At 34.2% G+C, this 13,741-nt stretch carries 9 protein-coding genes and 1 pseudogene; all 10 read right to left on the minus strand.

Annotated elements, in window-relative coordinates:
- Positions 1–36: 36 nt before the first annotated feature.
- Positions 37–459, minus strand: coding sequence for a DUF3284 domain-containing protein (locus tag AC1RPG_RS00835; RefSeq protein ID WP_481760984.1), 423 nt, complete (start codon positions 457–459; stop codon positions 37–39).
- A 19-nt stretch (positions 460–478) separates the two neighbouring features.
- Positions 479–1,885: a glycoside hydrolase family 1 protein gene (locus AC1RPG_RS00840; RefSeq protein ID WP_481760985.1), complete on the minus strand. Its 1,407-nt coding sequence runs from the start codon at positions 1,883–1,885 to the stop codon at positions 479–481.
- Between the two features lie 64 nt (positions 1,886–1,949).
- Positions 1,950–3,236, minus strand: coding sequence for a PTS sugar transporter subunit IIC (locus AC1RPG_RS00845; protein WP_409021736.1), 1,287 nt, complete (start codon positions 3,234–3,236; stop codon positions 1,950–1,952).
- Between the two features lie 27 nt (positions 3,237–3,263).
- On the minus strand, positions 3,264–3,581 hold the full coding sequence (locus AC1RPG_RS00850; protein ID WP_481760986.1) for a PTS lactose/cellobiose transporter subunit IIA: 318 nt from the start codon (positions 3,579–3,581) through the stop codon (positions 3,264–3,266).
- Between the two features lie 22 nt (positions 3,582–3,603).
- Complete coding sequence (locus AC1RPG_RS00855; RefSeq protein ID WP_409021738.1) at positions 3,604–3,915, minus strand: PTS sugar transporter subunit IIB; 312 nt, start codon at positions 3,913–3,915, stop codon at positions 3,604–3,606.
- Positions 3,916–4,046: 131 nt separating this feature from the next.
- A pseudogene (locus AC1RPG_RS00860) lies at positions 4,047–6,767 on the minus strand (sigma-54-dependent transcriptional regulator).
- 157 nt (positions 6,768–6,924) lie between these two features.
- Positions 6,925–8,844, minus strand: coding sequence for a fructose-1,6-bisphosphatase (locus AC1RPG_RS00865; protein ID WP_481760987.1), 1,920 nt, complete (start codon positions 8,842–8,844; stop codon positions 6,925–6,927).
- A 172-nt stretch (positions 8,845–9,016) separates the two neighbouring features.
- The gene (nagE, locus tag AC1RPG_RS00870) at positions 9,017–10,999 is read right to left on the minus strand and encodes an N-acetylglucosamine-specific PTS transporter subunit IIBC (RefSeq protein ID WP_481760988.1); all 1,983 of its coding nucleotides are present in this window, start codon (positions 10,997–10,999) and stop codon (positions 9,017–9,019) included.
- Between the two features lie 343 nt (positions 11,000–11,342).
- Positions 11,343–12,716, minus strand: coding sequence for an FAD-dependent oxidoreductase (locus tag AC1RPG_RS00875; RefSeq protein ID WP_481760989.1), 1,374 nt, complete (start codon positions 12,714–12,716; stop codon positions 11,343–11,345).
- Positions 12,716–13,735, minus strand: a complete 1,020-nt coding sequence (locus AC1RPG_RS00880; RefSeq protein WP_481761150.1) for a hypothetical protein — start codon at positions 13,733–13,735, stop codon at positions 12,716–12,718. Before AC1RPG_RS00880 ends, AC1RPG_RS00875 begins: the two co-directional genes overlap by 1 nt.
- Between the last annotated feature and the right edge of the window lie 6 nt (positions 13,736–13,741).

Here is a 13,741-nt window from a genome sequence, read left to right on the forward strand (position 1 = left end):
AAACCGATAAATACGGTTTGCTTCTTTATTTTTAGTCTAATTAGTTGCATACTTATTTTCAATTTGTTTAAGCATTTTTTTGAAATTTCTCTTCTTAAAGAAACTCATAAGAATACTCATGAAGGCATCATTCATTTGTTGCATCTTGCCTTTAGAAGTCATGACTTCTTTATAACTTAACAAACAACGTTTATCATCAATTACCTTAATATCGTAACTTACATCAAATTTATTACGATTGTTATCCGTTTGAAAATGATAACTTTCGTTTTCAACTATTTTTGTTACTTTTAAAGCAGCTGATTGTGTTTTTGAAAACTTTTTCGTGAACGCAAAACCCTCTAATTGATTTTTTGTTAATTTCTGACCTGTCTGATCTTTAATATCATATAGTACGGACTCCATAATTTGATCAAATAGATAATCTGCAGGCATTTTTAATTTCATTTCCATTTCCATCAGTCATTCGCCTCCATTTTTAGTCATTAAATCCATTTTGTTCTGTCATTTTTTTAAACCAGTAACCGCTCTTCTTAATTGTGCGTTTTGCTTCATTATCTAAATCAACACTAATAAATCCGTAACGGTTCTTGTAAGCATTTAACCATGACCAATTATCCATACATGTCCACATATGGTAGCCATGAACGTTACTACCTTCTTCAAGTGCCTTATGAACCCATTTCAAATGATCTTGAACAAATTCAATTCGATAATCATCATTAATTTGCCCATCTGCATTAATAAATCTGGCTTCATCTTCAACACCCATCCCATTTTCAGAGATGAAACAATCAATATTACCATAATTATCCTTAATATTGATTAGTGCATCATAAATTCCTTTTTCATAAATTTCCCAGCCACGATAAGGATTAACTTTTTTTCCAGGCATATCGTATACTGTATAAAAATCTTCAGGCATCCAGCCATTTTCACCTTCTGGTTCGGCTTTAATTATTTTCGCCGCTGCTCGCCTTGGTTGATAATAATTAACGCCTAATAAATCGATAGTATTTTCTTTAATAACATCTAAATCACTTTGATGATAGATTGGCATTAAGTCATATTCATGCAACCACTCAACAATATCTTGAGGGAAAGTGCCTTTAATTGCGGGATCTAAAAATGAACGATTAAAGAATCCATCAACAAATTTGGCTGCTTTAACATCTGCTGGATTTGTCTCATCTTTTGGATACGTTGGCATTAAATTTAAAATAATCCCAATTGTGCCACCTAAATTGAGTGAATGATACTTTTCAACTGCTTTAGCACTTGCCAATGCTTCATGATAAGCCACCTGGACACCATGCTTTAAATTACGTTCATCAGGTAAATGCCATCCATATAAATACCCACCCTCAACTGGAACAATCGGTTCATTTTGAGTAAACCATTTTTTAACGCGATCGCCAAATAATTTAAAACAAGTTTCTGCATAGTCCGTATACAAGTCTACAACTTCACGATTTAACCAACCACCATTTTCTTGTAACACCATTGGCATATCAAAATGGTAAAGGTTCATAAAAGGTTCAATTCCAGCGGCAATTAAATCATCTATTAAATGGTTATAAAAGGTAACAGCTTCAGGATTAACCTCTCCAGTGAATGGATTTGGAATCAAACGTGACCACTGAATTGAAGTCCGATATGAATTATGACCTGTTTGTTTCATCAAAGAGATATCTTCTTGGTATTTTTGATAAACCCTTGATGTATTTTCGGGTCCAACCTGATTAAAGAACTTTTCAGGGCTTGCTTGATACCAAGCATCCCAAATATTATCAGCTTTTCCATCTCCTGAAACACGACCTTCAGATTGTGGTCCACTCGCAGCTGACCCCCACCAGAAATCTTTTGGAAATTCATATTTAACCATAGTAAACTCCTTTATTTAACACAAAATCTCTTTACAGAATAACGTAAAGAGATTCGCTTTTATTTTATTTTTTTGCTGCTTCAGCTTCTGCTTCAGCTTTTTCAATTTGTTTTGTTGCTAAGATAACGAATGGTGCGTAAATTAACGCTGAGATAACCACATTAACTGCGGCTAAAACCCCACCAGCTAAACTCTTAGTTGCCAAAATCCCGCCAATTACTGGTGGTGTAACCCATGGGGGCATTACCGTTGCTGCTGGCACAATTCCAGTGGCGGTTGCAATATACGCAACAGTCACAAGTACCATTGGTGTCAAAATAAATGGTACGAACATAATTGGATTCAACACAATTGGAAGTCCAAACATCATTGGTTCATTGATATTGAAAATACCAGGAGCTGCTGATAGTGATCCAATCATTTTGTAAGGTTTATTTTTACGACCAACAATGAAGATGGCAATAATCAAACCAATAGTTGCACCAGTTCCACCTAAGTTAACAAATGAATCGAAGAAAGGTTTGTTAACGATAAAAGGAATTGTTTTACCTTCACTAAGTGCTTTAACGTTAGCTGCAATAGCAGGTGCGTTAATTGTTTGCATTAATGGATCAATCATATTAGCTCCATGTAAACCAAAGAACCATAAGAATGGTGCAATAAATGCTAATAATAATGCTGATGGATATGAATTTGCCAAGCCCATAAATGGTTCTTGAACAAGTTTGTAGAATGATGCAATAATATCAGTTACGCCGAATCCTTGGAATAATGTATTGATAAAGGCAAAGATTGTAACAACAATCATTGCTGGAAATAATGAAGCGAATGCTTTTGCAACAGCAGGTGGAACACCATCAGGCATGTTAACGATTAAATGTTTGTTACCACTTAAACGTTGGAATAATTCTGCTGAAACCAAACCGACAACAAGTGCAACGAATAATCCTACTGAAGACATCCCAGCTAATTGCAAACCACCTAAAGCGAAGAATGAAGCAACTGATACTGTACCAGCAGCCATACCATCTTTACCATATGATTTTGCAACGTTATGAGCTACTAAGAATGCAACGAATAATGACATAATACCAAAACTAGCATTCCAAACGCCTGCTCCTACACCCTTCCAGATTGGAACATCGTTAACTATTTTAGGAAATAGTCCGTCCATAAAATTTGAAAAACCTGGAATTGGTAAGTTATTAATTAATGTTCCCAGAGCACCTAAAATCATAAGTGGCATAATAACAACGAATGCATCTCGAATTGCCACCAAATGTCTTTGTGCCCCAATTTTTGAAGCTACTGGAATAAAGTGAATATCCATCCATTTTATAAATTTGTCCATGAGTAGTTCCTCCTTAAAGTTTAGTACTTATCCTATTTTTTTGTATAGATCTACTACCTCACCAGCTAAGTCTCTAAATGTAATCGCATTCATTAAATGATCTTGTCCATGAACCATTAATAAACTAACTGGTACCGGATCCCCTGAAGCTTCTTGCGTTAACATGGCTGTTTGAGAATGATGTGCTTCAATGAGTGATTTGTCAGCATCAGCTAACTTAGCAGCTGCGGTTTCAAAATCGCCTTTTTTAGCGGCGTGAATTGCTTCCATAGAATCACTTTTAGCGTTTCCACCATTAACAATCAGCCCCATGATTGTTTGCATTTGTGCATCATTTTCGTTCATATCTGATTACCCCTTTTATTTTTTATTTAATTAAGCTTTTAGCTGTTGCAAGAACTTTTTCGCCATTCATCATGCCGTAATCTTGCATATTGATAACTTCTACCGGAATATTTTTGTCAGCAACCTTTTTTTCAAATTCATCTTTCATAAAACGAACTTGTGGGCCTAACATTAAAATATCAACTGGTTTTGATTCAAGCATTGAATCTGCCTCTGAAGCACCAACTGCAAAGATTTCTGAATCATAGTTCTCTGCTTCTGCAGCCTTTTGCATTTTTGACACCAATAAACTTGTACTCATACCCGCTGAACAAACTAACATAATCGTTTTCATAATTTGCCACTCCTTTTTCTATTTATACTCTTATATACGCAAGTTCCATGCCAAAAATAAAGACCATCGAAAAGGCTTTAAGAAAGCGCTTTCGATGGTCTTTTATTTTATTTGCACACTACTAGTCACTATTACACACTGACTTTATTCAACGTATTACCCATAAAAATTTGGACAATATAGGCAACTTCATCATCTGAAATCTTAATATTATACATTTTTTCAACAATAATCAGGGCCGTTTTAACTATTTCCATCTGTAAATGATTCTCAGCTGAAAATTCTTGGACATTCTTAAACGGTTTAATTGATTGATTTTTCAATCTTGAATCTACTAGAAATGCTAGATGCATCATGATCCCTACGATAATCTCTGGATCAAGAACAATCTGTAAATCTGATTAAATTTTAATAATCATGGTTTGAATAGTATGAATTAAATCTGGGACAGAATTAACTGAATTAATACTACCTTCCAATGCATTAATTGTTTCTCGCGTTAAGTCGTTATCAGACAACATCCGCTGCAAAACTTGTAAGGTTTCATCATTAAAGATATCTAAAGCAGAAAAGAATGGCACTCTTTGGTAAGAAACCTCGACGGTACCAACAATTGCCTTCACATCATAATCGCGCATTAATGTATTAATGTGCTTTTTAAATGCATCTTTTTCTAAATATTGCATCCGAATTACTTTAACTTCGTCTTCGTTTACAATTGGCATAATACGATCATATAATCTTGCGGCGACACCTTCGCCGGTAAAACAAGCTACGATAACTGCTTTTTTCCTAGGATGCATATGGAAAAACTGCTCTTTTACAGACGATTCAAAAATATGTTGTGCATTTGCGTAAATATCTTCTAGTTCACGACCGGCAATCGCAATTCTTAATGATTCAAGCACAACTAACGTACTCGTCATTGAAACAGCTCGAATATTAATCCCTGTTTCTTCACCTAACATTGATGCAAAACTAGTTAAAGAGCCCATGTCAGTTAAAAGTAATAACCCTTTTTTCAATTGTTCCTGACTATCCAGTACATAATCTCGTACTTGATCATAAATTTCCGAAACATTTACATCAAGTGGCATATTAATTGCTTTTCCCTTTGTTGTACCAAGTAATTCTTGTGCTGTCTGTAACATAGAAGAAGCCGTTGATGCCCCGTGCATTAGCACGATGATACCGACTTTAATTTCATTTTGTTGTTTCTTAACACTTAAATCAGAGCTCAAAAACATTGTAATAAATCCAATTTCATCTAATGGAATTTCAATATCAAATTCATGTTCAATTTTATCTGCCATTTCCAGTGCAACACGAAAGGCTTTTGGATTTTTTTGTCGTAAATTATTTAAATCAGGATGAATAATTGCGACATTTTTCCTGATTCTTTCAATAGCACTAACAAGGTGTAATCCAAATGCAAATCGTGCATTTTCATTATATTTTTGCCCTAATTTATTCTGGGCTAAGTCATAAACTTCATTGGTAACCGTCCAAATATCATCTGGTAGTAACTCTTTTCGAACGCCTTCACCCGATAATTGTTCAATGTAATCTTTAAAATAACCTTTATCATCTGAATCGATTAACGTTTTAAGATTTAGTGATTTAAAATTCTGTTTATCAGTTTCACTCACTTTTTTATCAATTGTTTCATAAACCGTTGGTTTTTGATCGTTTTTTTCTACCGTTTCGCTATTTTTAAAAGTCACAACTTTTGTATTTTTTTCATTTGTTCGTTTCGCTAAACGTTCCATTAAGACATCAATTTTTTTATATTTGGATTTACCTTCCAAACGTCCTTTTTGAACATTCAATGGTAAGTCTTTTAATCTGATATATAACGAAGCCGTTTCATGCGTTCTAAAATACAAGAAGGCCTTTGCACAAACAACTTTAATATCCCTCTGAATTTGACCAATATTTGCTTCAGGCTCGTATAACATTAATGCAAGCATCGCATCTCGCTCAACAATAATATCTTGGCTCAATCTACCGACTTCTTGTTCAAAAAAATTCATGACTATCCCATAACGTTCATCAATTGTTCGTTTTGAGATAGGCGGTAATGTAATTGCCATTGGAATACGTCGATTAAATGTGCTCAAAAAATTTTCTGACGTTTCAGTCGTTGCCCCAATAATCTGTACACTCGCTTCTTTAGTAATTGAAGACTCTCCTAAAGGCCGATAAAACCCCTTATCAATAAAGGTAAAGAGCATTTCTTGTCCCTCAGGAGGTAATCGATGAATTTCATCTAAGAATAAAATACCACCGTTAGCTTTATCCATTAATCCTTTTTTATCTTGATCAGCACCTGTGTAGGCCCCTTTTTTAACACCAAATATATGCGCAAAAAGTAACTGTGGATTATTCGCATAATCCGCACAATTAAACCGGATAAAAGGCGCATCAGCCTTCACCATTTCTGATTCTAATGCAAACTGATACATACATTCAGCAAACAAAGATTTACCCGTTCCCGTTTCACCAAAAATAATTGTGTGTAGTCCTCTTGGTGGATATAAAATGGCTGCTTCGGCTTGTTGGATCATAACCTTTAATGAATCATTAGACCCGATTAACTTTTTGAAACTCATCTCTTTAACACTTTTATCATTAATTTCTTTTTGACGTGTTTCTTTTTCTTCAAGTGATGCCCACTGATAGAGAACAGGGCGCCCATCACTTTTTGTAACGTCACCATTTTTATATAAATCATTCAAATAACGACTCACATTTGCGCGATTGCAATTAAGCTCGTCTGCAATCTGTGTCGCATCCATCGCTATTTCCTTATTTTTTAAAAGATTATAAATATCATTTTTTCGATCTCCCAAGTTATCACTACTCCCTTACACGCTAAAAGAAAACGCTTACCACTAGTATACCGCAATCTTTTTTACATTTACACACTAATATTTGCTGGCTTACTTTTCTCCTTTTACACAGAAAATCATAACCTAAATAAAAAATCTTACTTTTCAGTAAGATTTTTTATTTACTCTGTAAATATTTTTTTAATTCTACAACACGACTAGCAAGTTCTTTTCCCATATCAGTTTCAGCAATTGTTTGTCTTTTAACTTCACTATCAATAATTCGTTTCACTGAAATAATATCTGTCCCATTTTCAATTGAATCCCACTTAGACGTAAAGGGTTGGTGAGCAACTAATTGTAAGCCATATGAATTAGAGAGCAGCGTATATCCACCAATTCCAGTAGTTGATTGGTAAGCTTTTGAGAAACCACCATCAATCACAATCATCTTTTTATTGGCCATAACCGGCTTGTGCCCACGCTTAACTGGTGTATGCCCATTAATTATTTTACCGTTATCTGGATTAAGCCCGAATTCTTCTAATATATGACGACAAAATGCTTCATCATGTCGTAATTTGTAATACGCATTTGGTATCTCAACTTGAACTTCTTCATCATTAATAAAGTAACGTTCAAAAGTTTTCATCGCATGTTTCCCAAATAAAGGCGATTTGGGTCCTTGCCATAAATACCAAAGTAAATCAGTTTCAAGGTCAGTAGATTTTTTAGGTTTAGCATAGCTTTTACGTAAATTATCTTCAAAAAAAGCTAATAATTCTGGTCCTGCATATGCTTTCCCTTTTAGCTCAAAGCCCTCCAATTTACCTTCTTGTGTAACTGGAATACAGCCGTGAACTAACAAGTTCCCATTATATCGTTTAAACATACTACCACGTGCCATCATAAAATCTAGATGTTCTCGTAATTTAGTCGCATGGATAAATGATTCTACTAATTTATCCATTATTTCTGACTCATCATCTGTTAATTTATACGGATCTGCCCAATCAACTGTTTGAAAACAAGTATCTTGTAGTGAATAATGTTTCCCATCGATTTCTATTTTTGACCCTTTGTTCCAAATCTTTTCTAAAATCGCACGATTTGCCATATCAAAATCAGGACGTCTTTTAATAATCTGTCCTTCTAATTTAAATTGAATAATAGCGATTGCCTGGTGTATTTTGGTCATTAAAAGTCGTTCGTCTTCTTTGATTTTTTCTTGTGCTGAATTAACTTTCGGTGAAAATGCTGGATTATCTTGATACGTTTTATCGGCAAATGTTGCTAAATGGCGTAAATTAATCCCATATGCATCTTCAACAATAGCTAAATTATTATATCTAGCACAAATTCGCAATAAATTAGCGATACATAAAGGCGAGCCAGCAGCACCACCTAACCATAAAATATCATGATTTCCCCATTGAATGTCAACTGAATGATAATCAAGAAGTGTCTTCATAATTTTATCTGGCGCAGGACCACGATCAAAAATATCCCCAATTACGTGTAAATGGTCAACGATTAACCTTTGAATCGTATACGCTGTAGCCGTTAAAAATGCTTCTGCTTGATTTAATTTAATTAAATTTTCTATTATACGATTATAATAATCTTTTTGATCAAGTTCATTGGAATTACTATATAATAATTCCTCTGTTATATACATAAAATCAGGTGATAGTGCCTTTCGTACCTTCGAACGGGAATATTTTGTTGCTGTCTTTTGTAACAACTCTATCATTCTGGCAATGGTATCTAAATACCACTGCTCCAATTCAGGTTGTGAAGTGAATTGTTGTTTTTTAGCAATTAGTTTTTCTTCTGGATAATAAATTAAGATTGCAAAGTCCTGTATACTCTCTTCAGTCAAACGGCCTTCAAAAATTTCTTGAATTTTTTGTTTAACATTTCCTGAACCATTTCTTAAAACATGTTGAAATGCGTTATATTCACCGTGAACATCACTAACAAAATGCTCCGTTCCTTTGGGTAGATTAAGAATGGCCTCTAAATTAATAATTTCAGTGACAATACTTTGTTTAGTCGGAAATCTTTTTTCCAATAACGTTAAATAATAGGGATTCATTTAAATGGCCTCCTTCATTTTATGATGCGCTTACAGTCACTATACCATGCCGGTTTGCCAATACCAATTACAACTTATTAAATGAGTCATATTATTATATATAAGCTTTTTTATAAACCAGCTACCTATACCAAAAAAGCAGACCAAAAGTTTTGGCCTGCTTCATTTATTCTTATTTAGTTTGAACAATTGCCGAAACTTCATTGGCTTTAACTGTCTCATTCAAATGATCAAACGTTATATTAGACACTTTATCCATATTCGTTAAAACGACCATCATCGTTGTTTCCTTACCAGCAGCTTTAATTGCGTTTAAATCAACTCGCGCAACTAAGTCACCTGGTTTAAGAGTTTCGCCTTCAGAAATAGTCACTTCAAAAGGTTTACCTTCTAATTGAACGGTATCAATTCCCATGTGTAATAGGACTTCTAATCCCGTTTCAGTCGTGATACTAATTGCATGTTTCGTTGGAAAGATACTTGCTACTTTACCAGCAACCGGTGTATAAATTTCGCCATTAGCTGGTTCGACTGCATAACCATCACCCAACATTTTTTCAGCAAAGGTAGCATCTTTAACATCCGAAATAGACATTAATTCGCCCTCTGCAACCGTATAAAACGTTTCACTACCAATAACCGTTGAATCATTATGATTAGCTGTAGCGCTTGATTTATCCGTCTCAGCCTGTAACTTTTCATTACTTAATGAAATAGAATCAGCCTTTGACTCATATAACTTACCAAGCTCGTCAGCAACAAATTGAACTTCAGTTCCAATAACGACTTGAATATTTGTTTTATCGATAACTTTAAACCCAGCAGCACCTGATGCTTTAAGTGCATCTTCATTAATATGGCTTGTATCTTTAACTTGTAGACGAAGACGGGTTGTACAATTATCAACGACTGTTAAATTATCTTTACCACCAATAGCAGCGTAAACAATTTGAGCTTGTCGTGCATATTTGTCATCCCCTAATTCAGGCGATAGTTGAATATCTTCAGTAATTGGTTCGCGACCTGGTGTCATTAAGTTAAATTTCTTAATGGCAAAATTGAATAGTGTGTAATAAATAATTGCCATCACAACACCTTGTACCAACAGCATTAGTGGCATATTAGCCATTGGTACACGTATACTCAAGACGTAATCAACTAAGCCCGCACTAAATGTAAATCCAGCTGTCCAGTGCATAAATGCGGCAAAAGCTAAAGATAACCCGGTTAATGCCGCATGAATGACGTATAAAGGCCATGCAACGAACATAAATGAAAATTCTAAAGGTTCACTCACGCCTGTGAAAAATGATGCAAATGCACCAGCTAGCATCAATGAGCCAACTTCTTTTTTACGTTCAGGTAAAGCATTTCGATAAATGGCATACGCACCAGCTGGTAGCCCAAACATCATGATTGGGAAAAATCCTGCCATGTACATACCTGTAGTTCCTTTAATTCCTGTATTACTCCAAAAGTTCCCGATATCATTAATTTTAGCAACGTCGAACCAAAATACTGAATTCAACGCTTGATGTAATCCGGTTGGAATTAAAAGCCGGTTGAAGAATCCGTATAAACCAGCTCCAACCCATCCAAGTCCAACCATAAACTTACCAAATGCAACTAACCAAGCATAAACAACTGGCCATGCAAATAATAAAGCTAAGGTAACAAAAATCATTACCAATGCTGACATAATGGGTACTAATCGTTTCCCACTAAAGAATGAAATAGCCATTGGTAACTTCACACTATGGAAACGATTATACATTGCTGCCGCAATTAATCCGGCAATAATCCCAATAAACACATTACTACTGATAGAACTAAATGCAGGATCAACATCTGTTACTTTTACTCCTAATAAAGCCGCAACCGAAGTCGGTTCCAACATTTTAACTGGAATTTCAAATGCAACAACACCAGCTAACGCAGCTGCGCCATCCTTGTTAGTCGACATTCCTAAAGCTAAACCAGCAGCAAATAATAATGCTAGATTACCTAGAATTGCGTTTCCGCCGGCCTGCATAAATGCCGCCGCAAACCAATCTTGTGGCAACCAAGTTCCAATTCCAACCAGTAATGCTGCTGCCGGTAGTACTGCGATAGGCAACATTAACGAACGTCCCATTCTCTGTAAATAACTTTTCATTTTTTATCCCCTTTTTTTCTTATAAAAACTATCATACAGGTTAGACCAAAAAAATTCAAATCAAATACAAATCAAGTGAAAAACGTGTATACAAGGCTTTAGAAAATAAATTAAACATCTATACCAATTTTATTTTTTAGACAAAAAAAAAGTTGCTTAATTATATTAAGCAACCAACTTTTTAGAAAACAAGCGTCCCCACACTAAATTTTCTCTTCGATATTCTGTGTCCTAATCAATAAACTCTTTGAATCATTTATTTACAAGACTTATTATGCCATGTAATTCCCCATAAAAAATATTAATATTTGAGGGTTAACTCGCAAATTTTGACATTTACAGCTTATTTACTGATATGACGGTCTTTTGTCCTTCTCGTAAGGGCAACTTCATTTAAAGTATTTAACGCTTTATTGTATTCAGGATTAAAATAAAAATCCATTGATGATAATTTAGCCATCGTCATTTGCATATTAATAGCTACTGACATGATATTAATCATATCTAAAATATCATGTTTCGAATAAATTTGTGCACCAACAATGACTTCAGTATCTTTCCTGTACACAACTTTTATAAGTATTTTGGAACCATTTTTAACGTAATCATATTGAATCTTATTTTCAATTGTATTGGATAGAACATCCAATCCGATATATGGTGCGTTTTCTTCAGTGACACCTGTCGTTGCTAAATAATGACCGAATAAGTTCATCCCCGCTGTTCCTTGCGTCGTTTCAACTTTAACAGGACTAAATAGACCCGTACAGTTATACGCCGCCACAATTGCACCTTTAATAGCGTTATTAACAAGAGGTTGATACTCTCGACGTTGGCTGACAGTTTGTTTAAATCCGGCATTATCACCTGCTGCATAGATGTCTTTATCACTTGTCTGCATGTAATCATTGATTTTAATGGTATTATTTTGATTAAGTTCAACAGCGTCTCTCAAAAAATCATTGTTAGGTTTTAATCCAACCGAAAAAACGACTAAATCACAGGCGATTTCTTGGTCAGTTGTCGAAACGCTAACTATTTTGTTATTCTCATCCACATTAATAGCATGAACATCATTTTTTAATACAATCTTTATCCCTTTTTCTCTTAAATCATCAATTATCCGATTACCAATTTCTTGATCTACGTACCGTGTCAAAACACCTCCCATAGCTTCAACTACTGTAACATCAACTTTTTCGCCTTTACGTCCCTCATAAATTGAGCTAGCTAATGCAAGCCCCACTAATCCTGCACCAACAATTAAAATACGCCTATTAGTTGGGCACAACTGTTCCATAGCCTTTTTTGATTCTTCTAAATTTTTATAAAAAACAACATTTTCATTATCTATCCCTTTAATATGTGGTTTAACAACCTTAGACCCATTAGCTAAAATTAATTTGTCATAGTTGCTGTAACTGTATTGTTTATCTGCATTAACAAAGTATAAACGTTTATCCTCCGTACTAACGTGCAACACTTCAGTACCAAGCATCAATTTAATACCTTCAGACTCTAACGCAGCAGGTGTCGCATAACTCGCTTCTTCTAAGTTATCAATAACCCCATCAAATAACAAATTAATTCCAGATGAGATATAGCTAACGCTATCTTTCATTTCCATAATAATTACTTCGGCATTTGGATCTGATTTTGAAATTGTTCTAGCGGCAGCTATCCCTGCGTGCGTTCCGCCGATAATGACATACTTCATTATTTTTCCTCCAAGCTTTGCGTGTTAATTTTTCTAACCTTATCAATTTCTAAAATTTCATTTACGACATCAGTAATAACTTGATCTGAACTAACACCAATTTCTGACATCACATATAATGGTGAATTAAATTGATCTTGGTTAACACCCATCCTATTTGTCACAATTAAATCATATTCTTTACCTTCTTGATAAATTTCTACTTGAGCGTTTAAAACGCTGCTTAAAACACGTTCCATAATGATTACGGTTAGTTTTTCCATAATTGGATCACGATTAATTAATAAGCCAATTTTTAAAACGTCATCAAACTCGAAGTTTAAAATATTCAAGATATATAAATACTGATTTTGTAGATAATATAAATCATCTGGCGAATTTAAGCCATCGAACTGTGTAACAGATTGATACGCCGTCAATAATTTTTGAATGATCTGCGAAAAGTCTTCTCGTTCTAATGATTTACGATTAAATTCCATAATTGTTCGATTATAACTAAAACTTTCACCTTTAAATATGGCTAATTTGCTGTATGAATTAAATAAATTATAAGAAATTTTTGAATCCCGTTTGAAGTAAGTATATTTCTCAATATCACTCCAAAAAAGACTAATTGCACTATTGATGGGTGTTTTTTTATCAATATCGTCATCTTTAATTTGAACATATAATTCAGAATCGTTTTTAATTAAATCAAATCCAATTAAAAAGTAATAGAACCCAACAGCATCTTCTTCAGAAAAGGAAAGTGAATATTTTTTTAAAAATCTAAAAAGACTTAATTTAACTTTACTGTATGCGAGATTATTTTTGATTAATTCACGAGAAATAGGCGTTAATGTCTGAACATGTTGCTCTTTATATGAATTAATTCGAATATAAATTTTAAGCCATAGAAAAACTCTAAGTTTCTCGTCGTCTTTCCATCCTAAGTCATATTGTTCATCTAAAACATTAACGTAATCGTTAATCGTCTCATTTCTAGATAAGAGTTCTTCGCGATCAGTGAATGGAACCACCCTAAT

Source organism: Dellaglioa sp. CoH-57-MRSF-18, assembly GCF_056781995.1.